Annotated in this window: 26 protein-coding genes; 13 read left to right on the top strand and 13 right to left on the bottom strand. The window is 69.8% G+C overall.

Annotated elements, in window-relative coordinates:
* Positions 1-50: 50 nt before the first annotated feature.
* Complete coding sequence (locus tag Dvina_RS00700) at positions 51-629, top strand: response regulator (RefSeq protein WP_223100441.1); 579 nt, start codon at positions 51-53, stop codon at positions 627-629.
* Here Dvina_RS00700 and Dvina_RS00695 read toward each other — a convergent pair.
* Complete coding sequence (locus Dvina_RS00695; protein ID WP_223100440.1) at positions 626-949, bottom strand: STAS domain-containing protein; 324 nt, start codon at positions 947-949, stop codon at positions 626-628. The two genes, Dvina_RS00700 and Dvina_RS00695, sit on opposite strands and share 4 nt — an antisense overlap.
* A gap of 101 nt (positions 950-1,050) precedes the next feature.
* Here Dvina_RS00695 and hemL point away from each other — a divergent pair, with 101 nt between their 5' ends.
* Genes hemL through ccsB form a run of 6 tightly spaced genes read left to right on the top strand, consistent with a single transcriptional unit; the run spans position 1,051 to position 6,845 of the window.
* The gene (hemL, locus tag Dvina_RS00690) at positions 1,051-2,385 is read left to right on the top strand and encodes a glutamate-1-semialdehyde 2,1-aminomutase (protein ID WP_223100439.1); all 1,335 of its coding nucleotides are present in this window, start codon (positions 1,051-1,053) and stop codon (positions 2,383-2,385) included.
* Positions 2,382-3,026 (top strand): histidine phosphatase family protein, encoded by a 645-nt coding sequence (locus Dvina_RS00685; protein WP_223100438.1) that lies wholly within the window; start codon positions 2,382-2,384, stop codon positions 3,024-3,026. Before hemL ends, Dvina_RS00685 begins: the two co-directional genes overlap by 4 nt.
* A 1-nt stretch (position 3,027) precedes the next feature.
* Entirely contained in the window at positions 3,028-3,558 is a 531-nt protein-coding gene (locus Dvina_RS00680) for a TlpA family protein disulfide reductase (protein ID WP_223100437.1), read from the top strand.
* A 1-nt stretch (position 3,559) separates the two neighbouring features.
* Positions 3,560-4,306 (top strand): cytochrome c biogenesis CcdA family protein, encoded by a 747-nt coding sequence (locus Dvina_RS00675; RefSeq protein WP_223100436.1) that lies wholly within the window; start codon positions 3,560-3,562, stop codon positions 4,304-4,306.
* Complete coding sequence (resB, locus tag Dvina_RS00670; protein WP_380031520.1) at positions 4,243-5,877, top strand: cytochrome c biogenesis protein ResB; 1,635 nt, start codon at positions 4,243-4,245, stop codon at positions 5,875-5,877. The genes Dvina_RS00675 and resB overlap by 64 nt, the downstream gene beginning before the upstream one ends.
* Positions 5,877-6,845, top strand: coding sequence for a c-type cytochrome biogenesis protein CcsB (ccsB, locus tag Dvina_RS00665; RefSeq protein ID WP_223100434.1), 969 nt, complete (start codon positions 5,877-5,879; stop codon positions 6,843-6,845). The genes resB and ccsB overlap by 1 nt, the downstream gene beginning before the upstream one ends.
* Here the strand turns inward: ccsB and Dvina_RS00660 are convergent.
* From Dvina_RS00660 to Dvina_RS00610, 11 genes are all read right to left on the bottom strand, one after another.
* The gene (locus tag Dvina_RS00660) at positions 6,830-7,039 is read right to left on the bottom strand and encodes a DUF397 domain-containing protein (protein ID WP_223100433.1); all 210 of its coding nucleotides are present in this window, start codon (positions 7,037-7,039) and stop codon (positions 6,830-6,832) included. The two genes, ccsB and Dvina_RS00660, sit on opposite strands and share 16 nt — an antisense overlap.
* A gap of 119 nt (positions 7,040-7,158) precedes the next feature.
* Positions 7,159-7,299, bottom strand: a complete 141-nt coding sequence (locus Dvina_RS00655) for a DUF397 domain-containing protein (RefSeq protein WP_246655942.1) — start codon at positions 7,297-7,299, stop codon at positions 7,159-7,161.
* 118 nt (positions 7,300-7,417) lie between these two features.
* A complete protein-coding gene (locus Dvina_RS00650; protein ID WP_223100431.1) occupies positions 7,418-8,305 on the bottom strand; it encodes a helix-turn-helix domain-containing protein in 888 nt (295 codons plus the stop codon).
* 125 nt (positions 8,306-8,430) lie between these two features.
* Positions 8,431-8,865 (bottom strand): DUF6232 family protein, encoded by a 435-nt coding sequence (locus Dvina_RS00645; RefSeq protein WP_223100430.1) that lies wholly within the window; start codon positions 8,863-8,865, stop codon positions 8,431-8,433.
* A gap of 531 nt (positions 8,866-9,396) precedes the next feature.
* The gene (locus Dvina_RS00640; protein WP_246655941.1) at positions 9,397-10,068 is read right to left on the bottom strand and encodes a hypothetical protein; all 672 of its coding nucleotides are present in this window, start codon (positions 10,066-10,068) and stop codon (positions 9,397-9,399) included.
* Positions 10,069-10,183: 115 nt separating this feature from the next.
* The gene (locus Dvina_RS00635; RefSeq protein WP_223100429.1) at positions 10,184-11,401 is read right to left on the bottom strand and encodes an ABC transporter permease; all 1,218 of its coding nucleotides are present in this window, start codon (positions 11,399-11,401) and stop codon (positions 10,184-10,186) included.
* Positions 11,398-12,108, bottom strand: a complete 711-nt coding sequence (locus Dvina_RS00630; protein ID WP_223100428.1) for an ABC transporter ATP-binding protein — start codon at positions 12,106-12,108, stop codon at positions 11,398-11,400. The genes Dvina_RS00635 and Dvina_RS00630 overlap by 4 nt, the downstream gene beginning before the upstream one ends.
* Position 12,109: 1 nt before the next feature.
* Positions 12,110-13,327, bottom strand: coding sequence for an efflux RND transporter periplasmic adaptor subunit (locus tag Dvina_RS00625; protein WP_223100427.1), 1,218 nt, complete (start codon positions 13,325-13,327; stop codon positions 12,110-12,112).
* 57 nt (positions 13,328-13,384) lie between these two features.
* Positions 13,385-14,920 carry a sensor histidine kinase gene (locus tag Dvina_RS00620; protein WP_223100426.1) on the bottom strand — a complete coding sequence of 512 codons (1,536 nt, stop codon included), beginning with the start codon at positions 14,918-14,920 and terminating at the stop codon, positions 13,385-13,387.
* Positions 14,917-15,648, bottom strand: coding sequence for a response regulator transcription factor (locus Dvina_RS00615; RefSeq protein WP_223100425.1), 732 nt, complete (start codon positions 15,646-15,648; stop codon positions 14,917-14,919). The genes Dvina_RS00620 and Dvina_RS00615 overlap by 4 nt, the downstream gene beginning before the upstream one ends.
* 11 nt (positions 15,649-15,659) lie before the next feature.
* Positions 15,660-16,796 (bottom strand): efflux RND transporter periplasmic adaptor subunit, encoded by a 1,137-nt coding sequence (locus Dvina_RS00610; protein WP_223100424.1) that lies wholly within the window; start codon positions 16,794-16,796, stop codon positions 15,660-15,662.
* 249 nt (positions 16,797-17,045) lie between these two features.
* On the opposite strand from Dvina_RS00610, the gene Dvina_RS00605 reads away from it, so the two are divergent.
* The 6 genes from Dvina_RS00605 to Dvina_RS00580 all read left to right on the top strand — a co-directional run bounded on the left by Dvina_RS00605 (position 17,046) and on the right by Dvina_RS00580 (position 21,764).
* Positions 17,046-17,609, top strand: a complete 564-nt coding sequence (locus Dvina_RS00605; protein ID WP_246655940.1) for a hypothetical protein — start codon at positions 17,046-17,048, stop codon at positions 17,607-17,609.
* A 256-nt stretch (positions 17,610-17,865) separates the two neighbouring features.
* Entirely contained in the window at positions 17,866-18,384 is a 519-nt protein-coding gene (locus Dvina_RS00600; protein WP_223100423.1) for a hypothetical protein, read from the top strand.
* 331 nt (positions 18,385-18,715) lie between these two features.
* The gene (locus Dvina_RS00595) at positions 18,716-19,333 is read left to right on the top strand and encodes a response regulator transcription factor (RefSeq protein WP_223105235.1); all 618 of its coding nucleotides are present in this window, start codon (positions 18,716-18,718) and stop codon (positions 19,331-19,333) included.
* Complete coding sequence (locus tag Dvina_RS00590; RefSeq protein ID WP_223100422.1) at positions 19,326-20,687, top strand: sensor histidine kinase; 1,362 nt, start codon at positions 19,326-19,328, stop codon at positions 20,685-20,687. Before Dvina_RS00595 ends, Dvina_RS00590 begins: the two co-directional genes overlap by 8 nt.
* Positions 20,688-20,697: 10 nt before the next feature.
* Positions 20,698-21,327 carry a hypothetical protein gene (locus Dvina_RS00585; RefSeq protein ID WP_223100421.1) on the top strand — a complete coding sequence of 210 codons (630 nt, stop codon included), beginning with the start codon at positions 20,698-20,700 and terminating at the stop codon, positions 21,325-21,327.
* A gap of 35 nt (positions 21,328-21,362) precedes the next feature.
* Positions 21,363-21,764, top strand: a complete 402-nt coding sequence (locus Dvina_RS00580; RefSeq protein ID WP_223100420.1) for a hypothetical protein — start codon at positions 21,363-21,365, stop codon at positions 21,762-21,764.
* Here the strand turns inward: Dvina_RS00580 and ddaH are convergent.
* The gene (gene ddaH / locus Dvina_RS00575; RefSeq protein ID WP_223105234.1) at positions 21,753-22,538 is read right to left on the bottom strand and encodes a dimethylargininase; all 786 of its coding nucleotides are present in this window, start codon (positions 22,536-22,538) and stop codon (positions 21,753-21,755) included. The two genes, Dvina_RS00580 and ddaH, sit on opposite strands and share 12 nt — an antisense overlap.
* Positions 22,539-22,592 lie beyond the last annotated feature (54 nt).

Raw genomic sequence — 22,592 nt, 5'->3', positions numbered from 1 at the left:
TCGAGTCTGCGCCGGGTCTGCGTCCCGGCGCACCGAAGGGAGCGGCACCGTTGACCGGTCCGGATCGACCCGCAAAGGTGCTGCTCGTCGACGACCGGCGGGACAACCTGCTGGCCCTGGAGGCGATCCTGCAGGGCCTGCCGGTGCAGACGGTCAGCGCGGACAGCGGCGAGGACGCCCTCAAGCGGCTGCTCGTCGACGACTTCGCGCTGATCCTGCTCGACGCCCAGATGCCGACGATGGACGGCTTCGAGACGGCCCGGCACATCAAGCGCCGCGAGAAGACCCGGCACGTGCCGATCATCTTCCTGACGGCCGCTGACCGGGACTCGCACCTGGCCCTGCGTGGTTACGCGGCGGGAGCCGTGGACTACCTGACAAAGCCGTTCGATCCGTGGGTACTCCGCGCAAAGGTCTCGGTCTTCGTCGAGCTGTGGACGATGACGCAGCAGCTCGCGGCCTCCACCGAGCTGATCCGCGCCCGCGACGCCGAGCTGCGCCACGCGGGCGTCGCCGTCGACGAGGCGACCGCCCTGCTCAAGGGCGCCCTGGCCGCGGACGGCGAGCTGGGCCGCGAGCAGGTCGAGAAGGCCATCACCGCGCTCACGAAGGCGCGGTCCAAGATCTAGACCTCCTGGATCATGAGGGCGTTGCGGAGGCCTGTGATGTCGAGGACGCGGATCAGGAAGGCGCCGACGTTCACCAGCACCAGGTAGCTCTGCGCGAGCGTCGCTTTGCGGCTCAGGACCACCAGCGTGCCGAGACCCTGCGAGTCGCAGAACGTCACGCCGGCCATGTCGAGCACCACCCGGGCGGGCGGCTCGTTGAGGACGTCGTCGACGGCTGCCGCCAGCCGCGGAACGGTCGACATGTCGATCTCCCCGGTCAGCGACACGACGGTCTCGCTCGGTGCTCGGCGCACGGAGACGGAAAGATCGGGTCGATCCACGGCACCAGCGTATATCTGATCAGCGCTCCCAGTGGTGTCGGGCACACGGCGTGCAGGGCCGCTCGGCACGGCCCGGGAACGGCTGTCAGAATGGGCAGGCTGTGACCGATATTGACATCGCCGGTCCCGTCCCGTATTCGGGCGACGCGCCGGCCTCCCAGGCCCTGTTCGACCGTGCCCGGGCCATCGTGCCGGGTGGGGTGAATTCACCTGTCCGGGCCTTCCGGGCAGTCGGGGGCACCCCGCGCTTCATGGTCAGCGGCTCCGGCTGCTGGCTCACCGACGCCGACGGCCGGCGCTATCTCGACCTCGTCTGCTCGTGGGGGCCGCTGATCCACGGCCACGCCCACCCCGAGGTCGTCGCCGCGATCACCGCGGCCGCCGCTCGCGGTACCAGCTTCGGCACCCCGACCCCCGGCGAGGTCGACCTGGCCGCGGAGATCGTCGCCCGGACCGCCGTCGACCAGGTGCGCCTGGTCAACTCCGGCACCGAGGCGACGATGAGCGCCCTGCGCCTGGCCCGGGGCTTCACCGGGCGGCCCAAGGTCGTCAAGTTTTCCGGCTGCTACCACGGCCACGTCGACGCGCTGCTCGTGGCGGCCGGGTCCGGGGTGGCCACGCTGGCCCTGCCGGACTCCCCGGGCGTCACCGGTGCGTCCGCGAGCGACACGCTTGTGCTGCCGTACAACGACGTGCCCGCGCTCGAGGCGGCCTTCGCGGCCCACGGCGACCAGATCGCGGCGATCATCACCGAGGCCGCGGCCGGCAACATGGGCGTGGTCGCGCCGCGCGACGGGTTCAACGCGAAGCTCGCCGAGATCGCGCACCGCCACGGTGCGCTGCTCATCCTCGACGAGGTCATGACCGGCTTCCGGGTCAGCCGCGGCGGCTGGGCCGGGCTGGAGCCGGTGGACGCCGACCTCTACACGTTCGGCAAGGTCATGGGCGGTGGCCTGCCGGCCGCGGCGTTCGGCGGCCGGACCGAGATCATGGCCCGGCTGGCTCCGGCGGGCCCGGTCTACCAGGCCGGAACGCTCTCCGGCAACCCGCTCGCCTGCGCCGCCGGGCTGGCCTCGCTGCGCCTGGCGACGCCGGAGGTCTACGCGCGGCTGGACGCCACAGCGGCGACCGTCGCGAAGCTTGCCACAGACGCATTGACCGCAGCGGGTGTACCGCATGTGCTGTCGACGGCGGGCAGCATGTTCTCGATCTTCTTCACCGACCGCACCGTGTTCTCGTTCGCCGACGCGCAGACGCAGGACGTCGGCGCGTTCCGGGCCTTCTTCCACGCCCTGCTCGACCGGGGCGTCTACCTGCCGCCGAGCGCCTACGAGGCGTGGTTCGTCTCGACAGCGATCGACGACGAGGCCCTGAGCCTGCTCGCGGCGGCCCTGCCGCACGCCGCCCGGGCCGCGGCGGAGGCGAGCGGAGCATGAAGACGATCGTGCACGTCCTGCGCCATGGTGAGGTCTACAACCCGAACAAGGTCCTGTACGGGCGCCTTCCCGGATACCGCCTGTCCGAGCTCGGTGTGCAGATGGCCAAGGCGGCCGCCGAGTCGCTGGCCGGGCGCGACATCACCCACCTCGTGGCCAGCCCCCTCGAACGGGCCCAGCAGACCGCCGAGCCCTTCGCCGAGCAGCTCGGGCTGCCGATCGCAGTCGACGAGCGGCTCATCGAGAGCGCCAACTTCTTCGAGGGCAAGCAGGTAGGCGTCGGCGACGGCTCGCTGAAGGACCCGCGCAACTGGTGGGTGCTCCGCGACCCGGTCACCCCGTCCTGGGGCGAGCCGTACAACGTGATCGCGGCGCGGATGTACCAGGCCCTCATGGCCGCCCGCGTGGCCGCCGAGGGCCACGAGGCCGTCTGCGTCTCGCACCAGCTGCCGATCTGGACCCTGCGCCGGCACGTCGAGAAGAAGCGGCTGTGGCACGACCCGCGCAAACGGGAGTGCCAGCTGGCGAGCCTCACGAGCTTCCACTTCGAGGACACGAAGATCGTCGGGATCGCCTACTCCGAGCCGGCCGCGGCCCTTGTCGCGCTCTCCGCCTCGGCCCGCGATGCCAAGGGCGCCTGACATGCGCCGCGCGCTCGTCCTCCTCCTGGTCCTGGCTCTGGCGGCCTGTGGCAGCAGCACTCCCAAGAACGCGCTCGGCAGCCGGAAGATCGCGGTGAACGAGCGGGTGGCGGCGCCGGCGATGAGCGGTGATCTCATGAACGGCGCAGGGCGGTTCGAGCTCGCGCAGCACAAAGGCGAGGTCGTCGTCGTGAACTTCTGGGCCTCGTACTGCCCGCCCTGCCGGACCGAGGCGCCCGAGCTGGAAAAGGTGCTCGCGGCGACAAAGGCCGACGGTGTCACGTTCATTGGCGTCAACATCCGGGACCAGAAGAGCCCGGCCGAGAACTACCTGGCCGACATCAAGCCGACGTACGGCAGCATCTTCGACCCCTCCGGCTCGCTCGCCCTGAACTTCGACGTCCCGCCGAACTCGATCCCGGCCACGCTGGTGATTGACAAGGCCGGGCGGATCGCCGCCGTGATGCGCTCCGCGGTCGACGAGAAGCTGCTCGAGCCGATCGTTCGCGACCTGCTGGCCGAGCAGGGCTGACATGGACGTCGGGACGGTCGCCGAGAGCGGGCCCCTCCTGCTGGCGATCGGCGTGGCCGCCCTCGCGGGGCTTGTCAGCTTCCTGTCGCCGTGCATCCTGCCGCTCGTGCCGGGCTACCTGTCGTACGTCACCGGGCTCGCCGGAGCCGACCTGGACTCGGGCCGGCGCCGGGGCCGGGTGCTGGCCGGGGTCGGGCTGTTCATCGCCGGCTTCTCCGCCGTGTTCATCGGCCTGATCATCCTGGCCACCCGGGCGGCGATGACGCTGCTGGTGCACCGCCGGCTGATCGAGGTGATCGCCGGCGTCGCCGTCATCGTGCTCGGCCTGGCCTTCATCGGCCTGGTCCCGGGCCTGGAGCGGCAGTGGCGCATCCAGCGGCTGCCGTCCGCGGGCCTGATCGGCGCACCGGTCCTCGGGGTCGTCTTCGCACTCTCCTGGGCCCCGTGCACCGGCCCCACGCTCGGCGCCATGATCGCGCTCGGCTCGACGAGCGGCTCGCAGGCCCGGGCGGTGACGCTCGCCGTCGCGTACTCCCTGGGCATCGGCATCCCGTTCATCGCCATGGGGCTGGGCTTCCAGCGGCTCATCGGTGTGGTGCAGTTCATCCGCCGCAACAGCCGGTGGGTCACCCGCATCGGCGGCGCCCTGCTCGTGCTGATCGGACTGGCCCTGGTCACCGGCGTCTGGAGCTCCCTCATGACCGCCCTGCAGGCGAACATCGGCCCGGCCGGAACGGTGCCGATCTGATGCGCTGGCTCTATCACACAGTCGTCTCCGTGAGCCGCCGCGCCTGGCGGCAGCTCACGAGCATGCGCACCGCCCTGGTGCTGCTGTTCCTGCTCGCCGTGGCCGCGATCCCGGGCTCGGTGCTGCCGCAGCGCAACGTGTCGCCGGAAAAGGTCGACACCTATCTCGACGCGCACACGCAGTGGGGGCCGACGCTCGACCGGCTGTCGTTCTTCGACGTCTACGGCTCGCCCTGGTTCTCGGCCATCTATCTGCTGCTGTTCATCTCGCTCGTCGGCTGCCTGGTGCCGCGGTTCCGGCTGCATTTTGCGGCGCTTGTGAAGGTACCCCCGAAAGCGCCTCTGCGGTTTGATCGGCTGCCCGAGCACACCACCGTGGCCGAGTCCGGGACGGCCGAGGACGCCGCGCGAATCCGGGCGATGCTGCGCAAGCGCCGATTCCGCACCGCCGTGCGCGAAGAGGGCGACGTGGTCGAGATCTCGGCCGAGAAGGGCTACCTGAAGGAGACCGGCAACCTGGTCTTCCACTTCGCCCTGCTGTCGCTGCTGTTCGGCGTCGCATTCGGGTCCTGGTACGGCTGGCACGGCAACCGCGTCCTGGTCGAGGGCAACGACTTCGCGTTCTGCAACACGCTGCTCAACTATGACGAGCACGCGCTGGGCGCCCAGGTCGGCGAGAACGACCTGCCCCGCTTCTGCCTGCGCCTGGACCGGTTCAACGCCACCTATCTGGACAACGGGCAGCCGGTCACCTACAAGGCGTCGGTCGACGTCACCGAGCACGGCACTTCCTCCGAGCAGCTGCTCCAGGTGAACAGCCCGCTGCGGCTCGACGGCGCCAATGTCTCACTGCTCGGTCATGGGTACGCCCCGATTCTTCGCTACACCGACAAGTACGGAAAAACCTCGGACAACGTCTCGCCGTTCCTGCCCAGCGACGGGCTCTTGACGAGCACCGGCGTGGCCACGTTCCCGGACGTGAACATCAACCCGCAGACCGGCTCCCGCGACCAGAAGTCCCAGATCGGCTTCTCCGGCATCTACCTGCCGACGATTCCGGCCGACCCGTCGGTGAACTCCTCGGCCTTTCCCGCCGAGCGCGACCCGCGATTGATGCTGCAGCCGTACCGCGGAGTCCTGGGCTTCGACGCGGGCGCACCGCTGTCCGTCTACACGCTCGACACGCGCCAGATCGAGGCCGGCCGCCTGACGAAGTTCGGCGACCCGCTCATGCTCAAGCCCGGCCAGACGGCCACCCTCCCGGACGGCACGAAGATCCAGTTCGTCGGCACCCAGCAGTGGATAAGCATCTCGGTCCGCCACGACCCCGGCCAGCCGATCGTGCTGGGCGGCGCGATCGCGCTGCTGGCCGGCCTGCTCGGCTCGCTGTCGGGCAAGCGCCGCCGGATCTTCTTCCGCATCGCCCCGACCGGCATCACAGCCGGCGGCCTGCCGCGCAGCGACTACCCCGGCTTCGCCGAGGAGTTCCGGTCCCTGACGCACGCGGCCGCCCCCGCTGCGGCCGTGCCCGAACAGGTGGCGCAGACTGAGGATGTCGAGGAGGTTGTGTAATGGGCGCGCTGTCGAATCAGCTGTTGGTCGTCACGATCTTCAGCTACGTGCTGGCGATGATGGCATACGCAATCGAGTACGCATTCGGCGGCCGCGGCGCAGTCGCCCGCCTGGCGGTGCCCTCCCCGGCCGCCGTCCTGGTCGGTAGCGGCGGCTCGGCCGACATCCCGGACATCCCCGACTCCTCCGCTCCGGCGTCCGCGCCCTCGCCGGGCGCCCGGCGTGCCGGTCTGGCCGCCGTCATCCTGATGGTGCTGGGCTACCTGGCCCACGTGGGCGCCCTGGTCACCCGGGGCATCGCCGCCGAGCGCGCCCCGTGGGGCAACATGTACGAGTTCGTCATGATGGCCACCGCGGTCGGCATGACGGCCTGGCTGATCACCGCCTCGCGCCTGCCCCACCTGCGCCACCTGGGCCTCTTCGTCACGCTGGTGGCCGCGATCCTGCTGTCGATCGCCGGCATGAGCCTGTACGTGCCCGTGGGCCCCCTGGTGCCCGCGCTGCACTCGTACTGGCTTGTCATCCACGTGGGCGCCGCCTCGACCGCGTCAGGCATCTTCCTGGTCGGCTTCGTGGCGGCGGCGATGCACGTGATCCGTCTGGGCTACGACGCGGGCAAGACCCGCTTCCCGTACTCCCTGGGCGAGCGCCTCCCCAACCCCGACGTCCTGGAGCGCGTGACGTTCCGGGTCCACGCCTTCGCCTTCCCGATCTGGACCTTCGGCGTCATCTCCGGCGCCATCTGGGCCGAGGCCGCGTGGGGCCGCTACTGGAACTGGGACCCGAAGGAGATTTGGTCCTTCATCGCCTGGGTCGTCTACGCCTGCTACCTGCACGCCCGCTCAACCCCGAGCGTGAGCCGCCGCATCACGTCCTGGATCGCCATCATCGGCTGGTGCACGATGCTCGTGAACCTCTTCGGCGTCAACCTGGTGGCCAACGGCCTGCACAGCTACGCCGGCGTCTGACGCTCTGCGCTCAACGCTGCAACGCCCCGCACAAAAACGGCCCAGGCTGCGACATCAAACCGCAGCACTGGGCCGTCCTCGTCGGTGCTGTTGCGCACTTGAACGCTGGAAGCGTCGAGCCATACGTCTACGCAGCCGGCCGAATCGCACTTGCTACTTCGTCGCCAGCCGCCCGGTCGAACCACGCCAACCATCGATCGCCTCCAACGTGTCGGCGCCAAGCTTCAAGCGTAGGACACCGGCATCGAAGTGCGGAGATCAACCTGAGGAGTGGCACATACCGAGGTCGGGCCGTTCCAAAGCGGCGCGTCGGCTACCCCTGCTCCGAGGCCGACAATTGACCACTTACCACGCCAGACAGAAACGTCATCCAGTCACGCCGACCAACACTAAGAGTTCCGCTGTCCGGAAACACCGAGTTGCGGATCAACACATCCGATCCGGTATCAGCCACCTCAACACATCCGGCACTTTCGCACTTGGAACTTTTGACAAACGCCGGGGTCGACCCAACACGCACTTAAAACACTCTTCTCTTTAGGTGAACGCCGTTAACATTTCCAGTTGACGGGCTAGCCGCGGTTGCGACTCAGTAAGGCCCGAAGACTGGCGTACTGTGCTTCAATTGCGTTAACGGTAGCTTCCCGCGTGAGGGAAAGCTCCCACATCCGCTCAAACCGTTGCCTGTACCGACCAACCTCGGCCGCATCGTATACGACCTCGTCGGTCATGCTGAGCTCTCGGTAGAGCACAGCATTCTCTTCGTCTTCGAACGAGTAGATGTTGAACTGACCGGTCAGGACCGACAGCGCCTCTTCCTTCGGGAGTAGCCGGATGGTCAACCCCGGCCGCTTCAAGGCATCCAGCACCACTTTCAACTGGCGGACCATGATGGTCGCGTTCCCGATCACGCGCTGAAGCAGGAGCTCATCGAGGATCAGCAAGTATTGGAGTGGATCCGTCCTGCTCCAGACATCCTCCTGGCGCCGCATTCGGGCTTCCAAGCGGATCTTCCATGTTTCCTCAGGTAGATCGTTGAGCATGGACTGCAGGATGGCTTCCGCGTATTTCTCATCCTGCAACAGGCCAGGGAAGAATGCGTGCTGGAACACCCGGATAACGTTGGCGGTCTGCTCGTATTGCGCAATCTTCAGTACGCCCGGCGTCAAGTGGGTCCGGTACCTGGCCTCGTCCCACCAGCCGCGCTTGCGGGCCAGTTTCGCGTCGGCGGTCAGGCTGGCGATCCGGTCCGGTTCGGTGACACCCAGGAGGCGCAGCAGCGAGTCCAGGTCCGTGATCGAGATTCTTGAATCGCCGCTCTCGATCCGCTGCACCTTCGACAGCGACCAGCCGAGCGGCTCGCCGACCTGGCTTTGGGTGAGGCCGGCGGCGTCGCGGGCTCGACGAAGCGCGAGCCGGAGGCGCCTCTGCGCGCCCGCCGGCGAGTCGCTCGTTGCCATGGTCGCCGCTGACCTCCGAGAAGTGGCGTTTCGCAAATTGCTATACCGCAGATTGCTGTACCGCCATCAGCGTCCCAGGACCACGACATCAATACAAGGACGCATGCCCGACTAGTCGGACCGTGTCAACTCGCGCCGGCGGTGTTCCACTCCTTGGCGCGGACCAGGGCGCGGCGGACGCGGCCGAACTCACGGAGATCCCTCGTTGTGTAGAGGCAGACGTCCTGCTCATGGGAGCTGTCGAAGGCCCACAGCTCCGAGCGCCGAGCCGGTGCCTCGACCGTGGCGTTGATCTGCAGGACGCCTATGCCCACGGCCAGCAGGACGCATACCCAACCCACGGGCTGGCTCAGGTCGGTCTCGGCGAAGGTTATCGCGGCGACGGCGGCCGCTGTGCCGGCGCATGAGGTGCGGAGCACCGCCATCGCGCGGCCGTTCTCGGTGTGCACGATGCCGATGTGCTGCAGGTCGGCTATCGCGTAGGAGCGGGGATCCGGGCCGAGCACCCAGAACCGCTCATCGGTGATGCGGACGCCCGGTCCGCGGTAGAAGGTAGGCATCGCGCACCCCTCCTGGCGAGCCATTGCCTGGAGGAGGGCGGCGGGAGCAGTATGGGAGTCACGTAAGTGGTCCTCCCTCCTCGCAGTGGGGAGACCGACAGCAGCGCTCGGTGGCCGCCGGGCGCTGCTCTCGTTGAAGCGACAAATGGTCGCTAGCCAAAGTATCGGCCACGCTTCGCGAGATCGCCATACTTCATTTTGACGTATGGCAATACCGGATTTCGTCGCCGAGGGCCTCCACCAGGCAGGAATCCGCAACCAGCCGAACGCATATCGCGGAATCGGCACGAACCTGCCACGGGAATCTGCTGTGTCGCAGATTGCGGTCCGGCTGTCAGCGACCCGTTCGCGTCAGCGATCCGGTCGCGATGCGGCCCCTCGGCGGCGCCGTCCACCGCCACGACACCGGCGAACACACTGCGGAGGCCGATGCAGCAGCGTGGCGCCGAGGAGACCCCCGCCCAACGCGGTGCCGCGGAAACCTGAGGCCTCGACGCGGCGGCTGAGCGGGTGCCGGCGTACGCGGTCCGGCTACTTCGTCTTGGTGATCGAGGTTGCGGTGACGGAGCCGTCGGCCTGCTGGCCCTGGACGGTGACGGTGGAGCCGGCGGCGAGGTCCTTCAGGGCGCCGGGCAGGGCGACGGTGGTCTTGTCGCTGGTCTTCACGATGACCGTCTGACCGTCGGCGGTCTCGACGTACACCGTGGTGCCGTCCACCAGCTTGACAGTGCCCGTCACGCCGCCGCGGGTGCCGGTACCGGGGCCGCCCTGGCCGCCGCCGCCGAACTGGCCCGCGCCACCGCCGTTGCGGCCGGCGAAGGCGCTGGCCAGGGCGGCCGGGTTGGCGCCGCCCGGGCCGGTGGCGGCGGGAGCGGTGCCGTAGCTCTTCTGGACCTGGGCGCCGCCCACGAAGCCGACCACGAGCAGCGCCAGGCCGGCCAGCACGTACGTTGCGCGGTTGGCCAGGCGGCGCGGTGCGGCCTTGGCGATGCGCTCGTTCAGATCGTCGTCGAGCGGCGGCTCCGCCAGGAGGTCCGGCTCCTCGTCAGCGATGACCGGAAGGACCTCGGTGTCATCAGCCGAAGCCGAAGCCGAGTCCGCAGTCGAGGCCGAGGCGGAAGCAGAAGTTGCCGGAGAGTCCGCGTCGGGGCGCTCGTAAGGGTTGGCCTTCGGACGGCGGAAGGGCGAAGCGGCGTGGCTCACGGAAAAACTCCTCGTCAGAAAGCCGTGCAAATCAAAGGCCGTGCGGATGGGACCGGGTTGCGATGTCCGCGGGGGGTTTGACATCGCAACCAGGACCCGCCCGCACGAGACCGGGCTACTCGTATCTGAGTGCTTCGATCGGACGCAGACCCGCCGCCCGGGAGGCCGGGTAGCTGCCGAAGAACAGCCCGATCGCCACCGAGAAGCCCAGGGCCAGCGCGACCGAGCTCGGCACGATTACCGGCTTGATGCTCACGATGGTGAACTGGCTGCCGATGACCGCCGCGGCCACGCCCAGCAGGCCGCCGATGAGCGACAGCACCGTCGCCTCGACCAGGAACTGGGTCAGGATGGTGCGCTTCGGTGCGCCGAGCGCCTTGCGAATGCCGATCTCCCGGGTCCGCTCGGTGACCGTCACCATCATGATGTTCGTGATGCCGATGCCGCCGACCAGGAGACTGATGCCGGCGACCGCCCCCAGGAGCAGGGTGAACGTCTCAGCGGTGTTGGCCCGGGTCTCCAGGAGCTGCGACTGGTTGAGGATGCGGTACGCCGAAGTCGTCGACGACCCGCCGATGTTCAGCTTCGCGTTCAGAATCGCGGTGATCTCGGACTGCGCCGCGCTCACCTGGTCCGGCGAGGTGGCCTGGACGAGGAGCTGGTTCAGCGAGCCGTATCCGGTGAGCGACTCCTGCACCGCGGAGACCGGCGCCATCGCCACGTCGTTCGGGTCGTTGAAGCCGCTGCCGCCCTTGACCGCGAGCACCCCGATGACCGTGAACAGCTTGCCCGAGACGGTGATCTGCTTGGAGAGCGGATCGACGCTGCCGAACAGCTCCTCGGCGACCGTCGAGCCGATCACCACCACCTTGCGGGAGTCCGCCACGTCGTCGTCGGTGAACAGCGAGCCCTTGGCGAGTTTGAAGTTCGAGGCACTCACATAGCCTGGATAGGTACCCACGAATTGGGTGATGCTGTGATCCGTGCCCTCGTAGGTCGCCGTCTGCGAACCCGTGACCACCGGTGAAACGCTCTTCACGTGCGGCGCTTCGTCCTTGTCCGACAGCGCCGGCACCAGGTCCATGGTGAGCGCCGTGTTCTGCGTCGACGCGGCCCCGCGGGCGCCGCCACCGGCCCCGGCGGTGACAGTCAAGGTGTTGGTTCCAAGCGATTCAATCTGCTTCTGTACCGCCTGAGCCGACCCGTTACCGACGGCGACCAGCAGGATCACGGCGGCCACGCCGATGAGGATTCCCAGCACGGTGAGGCTGGAGCGCAGTTTGTTCGCAGAGATCGCGCGCAGCGCGAAGCGGATCGTCTCGAAGATGTTCACTTCAGCCGCTCATCCTGGACGATGCGTCCGTCGACCAGCCGGATCAGCCGCTTCGCGTGCTCGGCGACGTCCGGCTCGTGGGTGATCAGCACGATCGTGCGCCCGGACCGGTTGAGCCGGTCGAACACGGCGAGCACGTCGTTTGTGGACTGGGTGTCGAGGTTGCCTGTCGGCTCGTCGGCAAGCACCAGCGCGGGCGCGGTGACCAGGGCGCGGGCGACGGCGACGCGCTGCTGCTGGCCGCCGGAGAGCTGGTTGGGCTCGTGGTCCTCGCGCTCGGCCAGGCCGACCATCGCCAGCGCGGCGCGGGCCCGGCGGCGGCGCTCGACCGCCTTGACCCCGGCGTAGGCGAGCGGCAGCTCGACATTCGCCAGCGCACTGGTCCGGGCGATCAGGTTGAACGACTGGAACACGAAGCCGATCCGCCGGTTGCGCACCAAAGCCAGCTGGCGGTCGTTGAGGCGGCTGACGTCGACGCCGTCCAGCCGATACTGCCCGCTCGTCGGAATGTCGAGACAGCCCAGGATGTTCATGAGCGTCGACTTGCCCGAGCCCGACGAGCCCATGATCGCCACGTAGTCGCCGCGCTCGACGTTGAGCGTCACGCCGCGCAGCGCATGCACCTCGGTCTCGCCCTGCCCGTAGATCTTCTTGACGTTCTGGATGTCGAGGACGGGCTTCGTGACCACCAGCTCAGCGACGCTCATGTCAGTTCCCCCCACGGCCGCCGCCGCCCCCGCCGTTGAACCCGCCCCCGCCGCCCGTGAAGCCGCCGCCCCCGCCGGTGAAGCCGCCTCCGCCGCCCGGGAACTGGTTGTTGGTGCCGGTCGTGGAGTTGGTGGTCGTCGTGGTGATCACGACCTGCTCACCGGCCTGGAGGCCGGACTTGACCTCGACGAACCCGCCGCCGGTGATGCCGACCTCGACCTGGCGCTCCTCGGTCACGCCGTTCACCGACACCTGCACCGTGCGCTGGCCACCGGCGGTGCGCAGGGCCGTGCTGGGAATCCGCAGCACGTTCGCGGCCTCGGCGATCGTCACCACCGCTGTCGTGCTCTGACCCAGCCGTACCCCCTCGGGAAGGCTGTCCAGGGAGATCGTCACCGCGTAGGAGTTCACGTTGTTGCTGGTGGTCGCCGTCGGCGAGATGGTCGCCACCTTGCCCGTGGCCCGCGTGCCGGACAGCGCGCTCCAGGTGATGCCGGCAGTCTGCCCGGCCTTGAGCTTCGTCGCGTCGGCCTCGGCGAAGCTGGCGTTGATCTGCAGCTTCGTGAGATCGGCCAGCTGGACGAAGCCGCTTGCGCCCGAAGACGAGGAGGACGAGGAAGAAGACGAGGACGCCCCCGTCCCTTGCGCAGAAGACGAAGAGCCGCCGGAGGACGACCCGACCGCGCCGCTGACCGCGGTGACGGTGCCGGCGATCGGGGCCGCGAGCACCGTGCCGTTCACCGTGGTCTGGGCCGATGTCACGTTGGCCTGCGCGGTCGCGACCTGGGCCTGGGCGGAGGCGATCGTGGCGTCGTCGGCGGAGTTGTTCCGGTCCCGGGTCAGGGCCGCCTGGGCCGCGGTGAGGTTGGCTTTCGCCGTGGACAGCGACGCGTTCGCGGCCGTCGGGTCGACCTTGGCGAGGGTCTGGCCCTTGGTGACCACGTCGCCGACCTTCACGTCGACCTCGGTGACCGTGCCGGAGGTGGTGAAGTTCGCGTTCGCCGTCGCGGCGCTGGCCACCGAGCCGGTCGCCGTGACCGTCTGCGCCACCGTGCCCTGCGTGACCGCCACCAGACGGGTGCGCGACGTGCTGGCGCCGGTGTTGGCGGCCGCGGCCGGCCCGTGCACGATCTGGTACGCCCAGAACGCCCCGCCCACAGCGGCCAGCACGAGCACGGTGTTCACGAGGGTCACGGAGTTGAGCCGTGGCTTGCCCATTGAAGGCAGCGACAAACGCATGAGGGGAATCGTGGAGGTTGTCGCTCAGAGCAAACCTCAGCGAACCTCGGAGTTGCCTCGGAATCCGGTTGCCCGCATTTCCTCCGGTTCGTCGGGCTCCAGATCCTCCAGAAAATCAAGGTCCAGAGCCGGCAGCAGTACCCGGAATGTCGCGCCCTGCCCCGGAGCCGTCCACAGCTCCACCCGGCCCTCGTGCGCCTGGACGATCGACGCGACGATCGACAGCCCCAGACCGGCGCCACCGTAACGGCGCGACCGGGATCCCTCGGCGCGGTACAGCCGCTCGAACACCCTCGTCGCGTCCTCCGGCTTCATGCCCGGGCCGGTGTCGCTGACCTCGATGCAGCCGAGCGGCACGCCCTCGGGCAGCGCGCCCCCGATCGTGGCGATCGGCAGCATGGTGGGCGGCCCGGCCCGGCCGACCTTCACCACGATCCGGGTGTCCTCGGGCGTGTGCTGCAGCGCGTTGCTGACCAGGTTGGCCACCACCTGCCGCAGCCGGGCCTCGTCGCCCTCGACGGTCACCGGCTCGAAGGTCGCCGAGCGCTCGTCGAGCGCGGCCAGCTGCACGAACCGGGTCGGCACCCGCACGTGCGCGTCGCGGACCGTGTCGGCCGCGACGGCGAGCAGGTCGACGGGGTGCTGCTGCAGCGGGCGCTCCTCATCGAGGCGGGCCAGCGTGAGGAGGTCGTTGACGAGCAGGCGCATCCGGCCGACCTCGAGCTCGATGCACTCCATGGCCTCGTCGAGGGCCGGGCCGGGCGGGGCGCCGCCACGACGGTACAGCTCAGCAAAGCCTTGGACGCTTGTCAGCGGCGTGCGCAGTTCGTGTGCGGCGTCGGCCAGGAACTGCCGGAGCCGGCGCTCGGACGCGGCGCTCTCGTCGACCGCGCCCTCGATGCGGGTCATCATGGTGTTGAGCGCGCGGCCGAGCCGGCCCGACTCGGTGTGGGGGTCGGCATCGTCGATCCGGCGGGACAGGTTCCCCGCGGCGATCTCGGCCGCCGCCTCCTCCATCCGCGTGAGCGGGGCCAGGCCCACCCGCACGAGCGCCCAGGTGGCCACGCCGACCAGGATCAGGAGCAGAAGGCTGACTCCCGAGGTGTACTGCACCATCTGGTCGCGGGTCGCCGCGACGTCCTTGAGGGAGATCGCGAAGGCCGCGTAGTCGCCGTTGTTGAACTGCTGCACCCGCACCCGCCACTGTGCGGTCGGCCCGTCGACGGTGAAGAACTCCTCGGCGGCCGCGCGCCGCTTGATGTCGCCGAAGAGCTTCGGGTCGACGAGCGGCGTCTCGGTGCTCGCGTCGAGCCGGCCGTCGGCGTTGAAGTGGAAGACCTGGAAGTCGGGGCCGGGTGAGAATCCGCTGTTGGGGCGCCGGCCCGACGGCGCTTCCGAGGGCGTGCGGCCCCGAGGGGCGAGCTGCTGGTCGACGCGCTGGATGAGGTACCAGTTGAGGAACAGCACCGCGATGAAGTTCGCCGCGATCAGGGCCACCGCCGAGATTGACACGACCGAGACGACGATCCGGGTCCGGACCGTCCAGTGCCGCCAGGGCCGCAGCCGTTTCACCCCTCGGTTCTCGGCAGTCTCAGCGCGTAGCCGACCCCGCGGACCGTGTGGATGAGCGGCGGGTCCCACTTGTCGATCTTGCGGCGGAGGTAGTAGACGTAGCTCTCCACGATCCGCCCGTCGCCGCCGAAGTCGTAGTTCCAGACCCGGTCGAGGATCTGCGCCTTGCTGACCACCCGGCCGGCGTTCGTGAGCAGGTAGCGCAGCAGGTTGAACTCGGTCGGCGAGAGATCGACCCGGCGGCCGCCGCGGCGCACCTCGTGCGCGTCCTCGTCCATCTCCAGGTCGGCGTAGCGCAGCACCCCGCCGTCGACGAGCTGCTGCTGCTCGCCCAGGCTGCGGCGCAGGATCGCCCGGATCCGCAGGACGACTTCCTCGAGGCTGAACGGCTTGGCCACGTAGTCGTCGGCGCCCACCGTCAGCCCGGAGATGCGGTCCTCGACGGAGTCCCGCGCGGTCAGGAACAGCACTGGCACCGGCCGCCCGGAGTTGCGCAGCCGCTGGGCCACCTCGAACCCGTCGAGGTCGGGCATCATGACGTCGAGCACGACCAGGTCCGGCCCATACTCGGCGGCGGCGGCCAGGGCCTCGTGGCCCCCCGCGGCGACCCGGACCTCGAAGCCGGTGAGGCGCAGCGTGGCCGACAGCAGCGCGCGGATGCTCGCCTCGTCGTCGACGACGAGGACCTTCGGCTGGCGCTCGGCCGCCTGAATCGGGCTGATCGGCATCGGCTCCATCGTCACTGACCCGCCGTCAGGATCTCGTCGCCTTGGGCAAGTCCGCTCTTGATCTCGGTGTTGACGTCGCCGCGCAGGCCGGTCTCGACCTTCTTGCGCTCGTCCTTGCCGTTGATCCGCACGGTGACGTACCCGTCGTGCACGGCCGTCGCCGGGACGTTCAGGACGTCATCCACGGACGCGGTGACTACAGCGACAGTAGCGCTCTGACCGTAAAGCAGCGTGTCGGGCACCTTGTCGAACGAGATGAGCGCCGCGTATCGCACCAGCCGGTTCGTCAGCGTGCCGGCCGGGTCGATCTGCAGGACCTTGCCCGTGTACTTGTCCGCCGCGTTGTCCGGCAGCGTGATGGTCGCCGCCTGCCCGACCTTCAGCGCCGCGACTTCGGCCTCGGTGAACTGGGCCTTCACCACGGCGTCCCCGGTCCCGGCGAGCGTCACGACGCCGGCCCCGGCCTGGCTGCCGACCGATCCGCTCACCGCGAGGATCTTGCCCCCGACCGGGGCGGTGATGACCGTTCCGGCGAGCTTGGTGCTGGCCTGCGTGAGGCTCAGCTTGGCGTTGTTGAGCCGCTGCTGGGCGCTCATGAGGTTGTCGCTCGTCTGCTGGATCTGGTTGGCCCGGTTCTGGGCGGTGTTCTGCGAGTTCTGCTGGGTGTTCTGCTGAACGTTCTGGCCCTGACCGGCGTTCTGTCCGGTTTGCGAGCCGCCCGCCCGCGACGACGACGGGTTGGGAGCGGCCGTCGTGGGATTCGCGGTGGGCGTGGCCAGCGCGGCGTCGTGCGCGTCCTCGGCCTTGTCCAGAGCGTCCTGGGCGTTGGAGACGCTCTCCGAGGCCTGGTCGACCGCGGCCTGGGCGTCGGTGTCGTCGATCTTCGCGAGCACCGCCCCCGGCGCCACCACGTCGCCGGCCTTGACGTTGAGCTCGGTGAGCGTCCCGCTCCCGGAGAACCCCAGGGTCCGCGTGGCCTGCGCCTGGATGGTCCCGGAGGCCGACACGGTGCTGCTGACCGGACCCCGCCCCACCTTCGACGTGCTCACCGCCACCGGAGCCGGCTTATCGCCGTGCGTGACCACAACCGCCGTAACCGCCGCCGCCGCGAGCACGGCGATGCCTCCGGCCAGCCACCAGACCTTCATGAAAAGGTAGTTCAGCGGGTTCTCCTCCCGGCTACCTCGGCCCGACCTCAAAGTTCCCTGAGAGCGCCGACGTGGCCGGCCGCCGATATGTCGGGCGCTGGCGCGCCTTGACATATCCGACTTATCGCCCGTCGGGGTATCCGCGCGATTCGACGACTCACGCCGCGTTTGCGCGGCTTCGAGTTGTGAGGGAATTTTGAGGTTCGGCCGACTTCCCATCGAGCTTCACGACGTTCCATCACACGGGTGATGAACAAGCGGATCGGCGGGGCCGTCCTGGCGCTCGCCGCGGTGGCGCTCTTCGCCGCCGCCTGCGGCTCCTCCGACGACAAGACGCCGGCCGCCGCCGCCTCGAGCGGCTCGGACTACGCGTCCTGTCTGCGCAACAACGGCGTCGACCTCCCGCAGTTCAACGCGTCCGGCCGGCCCACCGCGCGCCCCTCGGGCCAGCCCCGCCCCTCCGGCCAGGGCCGGCCGTCCGGCGAGCCGCGCCCGTCCGGCAGCGGCGGCTTCCGCGGTGGCGGCGGTGGCTTCTTCGGCACCGCAGCCCCCAGCGGCGTGCCCCAGGACGTCTGGGAGAAGGCGCAGAAGGCGTGCGCGTCCCTGCGCCCCAGCGGGTTCCCCGGCGGCGGAGGCTTCAACGGCAACGGCGGCCAGGGCGGCAACGGTCGCGACGCCGCCTACCGCAACTGCCTCACCGAGCACGGCGTCACTGTCACCGGCCCCACCGACCAGCTCGACACCACAGACGCGAAAGTAGCCGCCGCGATCACCGCCTGCGCCCCGCTCAAGCCGAGCCCGCGCGCATCCTGAAGCACCCGCTCGGTTGGACGCCGGACTCGGCGGCCCCTGTGCCGCTGAGTCACTGCGCCCGGCGCCCAGCCGAGCGGGTCAGGGGGTCCCGCCCGAGAACTTCACTCCGGGGTGCGTCGGCATCGCACCCGCTGTGCGCCGGTCTCGCGGCCACAAATCGGCAAACCCGGACATCGTGGGAGTGTACGGACGCCGGGGCCGCGAGATCGGCGCCCACAACGCGAGTCGGTGCGGGTGGCGGGTCGTTGCGCACGGTATGGAAGCGCTGGACACCTTCTCACGGACGTTCCTGCCGGCCACGGCGCTGGCGAAGCTGCCGGGCGGCACCGTCACCCGCCATGTCCAGGTGCTGCGCCGCTGCGCCGGAGACCGCGACGCGGTCGCCGTGGTCGCGCGGTGCACCACCGCCCGGGGCCGCCGCAACGTGCTGATGCTGACCCGCAACCGCCTGGTCGTGACGAGCGAGTCCGCGGTACTGCGCCGCGTCTCCCTCCACCTCAACGCCGACCTGCACCAGCTGGCCGACGTCACCTGGACCCCGGAGCCGGGCCGGGCCGGCATTCAGCTCGGCGTCACCGCGATCGACGGCGTACGCGAGAACTTCTGGATCCGCCTGGGCTCCGAGGCCGAGATGTGGCGCCTGGACGAGGCCCTCAAGCAGGCGTTCCGCACTCCGCTCGGCACGATCGAACCGGCCCGCGCGGCGACCTCGAAGCCCGCCGCGGTCCGCACCACCGTCGCCGTCAGCGCCCGCCCCGAGCTCCGTCTCGCCTGACGCAAACTCCGGCGAATACCCCGTCGGGCGATAAGTCCGATATGTCGAGCGCAGCGTGGCGCGAAGCGCCCGACATGTCGCGGGACCGCCCAGCGCCCCCACATATCGATGGACCTCATAGTGATCGGCCCATCCGTCACGGGCGCTGGCTGCCGTTTCGGGTGGGCCGATCTCGTAAAACTGATTGCCGTGACCACGCTCTCCCAAACATCTCTCGAACATTCGATAGGCGTGCGAAGTCCGGCTCACGCGGCAGAATGAATCGGTGGATCAGGGCAAGGGCCTCGTGGTTGTCGTCGAGGACGAGAAGCCGATCGCCGACCTGCTGCGGATGTACCTCACGCGCGACGGGTTCGGGGTGCACGTCGAGCACGACGGGCCCGCGGGGCTCGCGGCGGCGCGGAAGCTGCGGCCCGTGGCCTGTGTCCTCGACATCGCGCTGCCCGGAATGGACGGGACCGAGATCTGCCGGCGGCTGCGGGAGGCCGGGGACTGGACGCCCGTGCTGTTCCTGACCGCCCGGGACGACGAGGTCGACCGGATTCTCGGGCTCGAGCTCGGCGGCGACGACTACATCACCAAGCCGTTCAGCCCGCGCGAGCTCGTGTCGCGGGTCAAGGCGGTGCTGCGGCGCACGCAGGGACCCCCGGACACCCAGCAGATCCGGTCGGTCGGGCCGATCAGCATCGACGCCGGGCGGCGGGAGTGCCGGGTCGACGGCGCCCCGGTCAGCCTCACCTCCACCGAGTTCTCCCTGCTGGCCCACCTCATGGGGCGGCCCGGGCGGGTCTTCACGCGCGAGGAGCTGCTGGGGTCGGTGTGGGGGTACGCCGCACACAGCGGCACCCGCACCGTCGACGTCCACGTGGCCCAGGTCCGCGGCAAGCTCGGCACGGCCGCGAACGTCATCCGGACCGTGCGCGGGGTCGGGTACACCGCTGATGCTTAAGTCGCTGGCCGCCCGCACCGCGCTTGTCACATGCATCGTCGCGGTGCTCTCGGTGATCGTGACGGCCGCGGTCGGCATCCCGTTGACGGCGACGCAGACCAACAAGGCGGCCCGGCAGCGGCTCGCCGATGATACGAAGCTGACCGCCGAGCTGATGCGGCCGCGGTTCAACAACACGCCGCGAAACCCGGCGGACGAGGCCGGCGTCGCCAAGCGATTAGCCGATCAGGGCATTCAGGTGTACCTCATCCGCGCCGGACAGCCGGACCGAGCCGGACTGCCGGCCGGGGTGGTGAAGCTGATCGCCGCGGGCCAGAACGTGGAGGTGCGCCTGGCCCGGGTCGACGGGGAGCTGCAGCTGGTGGCCGGGCGGGCGATCGGCAAGGACGGCAACGGTGTGGTGCTGGCCGAGGCGCCGCCCGGTGGGGCGCTCGCCCGGTTCGCGAGCCAGCTCTGGATCGCGCTGCTGGCCGGGCTGGCCGCGGGGCTGATCGCGGGGCCGCTGCTGGCCCGGCGCATCGCGCGGCCGATCCGCAACGTGGCGACGGCGGCGAAGCGGCTCAGCGCGGGCGACCGGTCGGTGACGCTGTCCCCGGACGGGCCGGCCGAGGTCGCCGAGCTCGCGCAGGCCGTCAACGGGCTCACCGCGGCGCTGGCCACGAGCGAAGGGCGGGAGCGGGACTTCCTGCTGTCGGTCTCGCACGAGCTGCGCACGCCGCTGACCACGATCCGCGGCTACGCCGAGGCGCTCGCCGATGGAGTGGTCGGGGCGGAGGGCGCGCAGCGGGCCGGGCAGACGGTGCTCGACGAGGCCGAGCGCCTGGACCGGCTCATCGCCGACCTGCTGGTGCTGGCCCGGCTGGAGGCGGCCGACCTGCCGATCGAGGTGGTCGAGGTCGACCTCACACAGCTGCTGGCCACGGCGGCCGAGGCGTGGGGCGGGCGGGCCGCGCAGGCCGGGCTGCTGCTGCGCACGGAGCTGCCGCCGTTCGCCGTGCCGGTGCTCACCGACCCGGGGCGGATACGCCAGATCATCGACGGGCTGCTGGAGAATGCGCTGCGTGTGGTACCAGAGCAGGCACCTCTGGTTTTGGCGCTCTTCACCGATGCCACGTCGGCCCGCATCGAGGTGCGCGACGGCGGCCCCGGCTTCACCGACGAGGATCTGGCTGTCGCGTTCGAGCGCGGGGCACTGTCGCGGCGCTACCAGGGGATGCGCAAGGTCGGCAGCGGGTTGGGCCTGGCGCTGGCCGCGCGGCTGTCCCGGCGGCTGGGTGCCCGGATCGAGGCCGGCCACGCACCCGAGGGCGGCGCGAAATTCACGGTCACCACACCGTTGCGCACCGTGCCATGATGGTACGTCTATGCACACCTGGTGGGTGGTCCTAGGGCTCGCCGGCGCCGGCGCGGCGCTGGGGATTCTGCTCGTCCAGGTGATGTTCTGGCAGCGGCTGCGCCGGGTGGGCACCGACCCGGTCGGGATCTTCACCCAGGGCGTCGCGCTGCGCTGGGTCGGCCTGCCGCTCGCGGTGCTGCACGTGGTGCTGTTTCTGCTGCTGACCCGGCTGGACCAGCCCGGCTGGTGGATCGGCGGCCTGGTCACCGTCCTGTCGATGCCGGTGCGCCGGCTGCTCAACCTGAAGGCGATCGCCACGATCCTGCGCGGCGTGCGCTATGAGCGGGGCCCCGTCCGGGACCGTGACGGCGTGGAGGTCGAGCACGAGCCCTATTGGCGGCTGGTGCTGCGGTGGTACCGCCAGGAGTACACCGGCCACGCGGTCGGCGACGTGGTCGCCATCAAGATCCTCGGCCTGCTCGTCCACCTGCTCTTCTGGCCCTTGGCCGCGCTCGGCGGGCAGGCGTCGCACGTGCTGATGTGCCAGGACCCGGCCGACGCCCTCGGCCACTCGACCGACGGCCACGAGCGCCCCGGCGACGGGTACCGCTCGTTCGGCACCCCCTACGTCAGGTTTGCCGCGCACGATCCGAGGTAGCTCTCCCCTTCGCCTCGATGTTGGGGAGGAGCCTCATGAAACGGATCGGCCTTCTCTGCGGTGCCGCGCTCCTGACACTGGCCGGCACCCTCCCGCCAGCTGCGGCATTCGCCGAGCCGACCCCTTCGCCGTCGGCGTCGGCCCACTCCGATTGGATGGGTGACGTCCTGCACGGCGAAGGGATCGTCAAGACGAAGACCGGACCGGTGCGCGTGGCCGTGCAGAACGGCGAGGCCACGAAGATCACCGACACCGCGCTCACCGTCCGCTCGGCCGACGGCTTCACGCGCACCTGGCAACTGCCCAAGGACATGAAGGTGCATGGCCGGCAGGGGTCGCTCCAGGCGGGCGCGGAGGTCAGCGTCTTCGGTACGGCGAGCGGCGAGAAGTCGTGGACAGCCAAGCACGTGGTGGTCCGCTCCGGGTCAGCCTCGTAGTTCGGCGACGCAGCACTTGACGCTGCCGCCGCCCTTCTTGAGCTCACTCAGCTCGACCGGCACCGGCACGTACCCGGCCGAGCGCAGCGAGGCGGCCAGCCCGGTCGCCTCGCTGTTGAGCACCACGTTGCGGCCGTCGGAGACGAGGTTGAGGCCGAACGTGAGCGCGTCCTCCTCGGTCGCCACGACGGCGTCCGGGAACAGCTGGGCGAGCACCTTCTGCGCCGACTCGGAGAACGCGCCCGGGTAGTACGCGATGTTCGCGTCGTCGAGCGGCTGCAGCGCCACGTCCAGGTGGTAGATGCGCGGATCGGTCAGGCGCAGCGAGATCACCGGCCGGCCGAGCACCTCCTGGGCCTCCGCGTGCGCGGTCACCTCGGTGCGGAAGCCGTGGCCGGCCAGGATCAGGCCGCCGTGCGCGGCGGGCAGGTAGGTGAAGTCGCCCTCGCCCTCGTTCGTCTCCGAGGCCAGGTGATAGCGCCAGCCCAGCGTCTCGTAGAACCGCCGGTGCGCGGCCGCCTCGGCCGCACGCTGCGGGTACTTGAACTTGGCGCCGTACACGACGCCGTCGACGGAGAAGGCGCCGTTGGCGGCGTAGACCATGTCCGGCAGGCCGATCTCCGGCAGTAGTACGTGGACCGTGTGGCCGAGGCGGACAAGCGTCTCGCGCAGGCCCTCCCACTGTTTGACGGCCAGCTCGGTGTCCACCGGGGCGTTGGTGTCCATCCACGGGTTGATCGCGTATTCCACCACAAAGTGTTCGGGTGGCGACATCAAGTAAGACCGCGTCACGAGATCAAGGTAGATTCGCAATGTTTCACAAAGTAG

Origin of the sequence: Dactylosporangium vinaceum (assembly GCF_019904175.1) — a bacterium.
Lineage (GTDB): Bacteria > Actinomycetota > Actinomycetes > Mycobacteriales > Micromonosporaceae > Dactylosporangium > Dactylosporangium vinaceum.
Note: the sequence above shows the minus strand (reverse complement) of the source record. Positions and strands in the feature narration are given on the sequence as shown.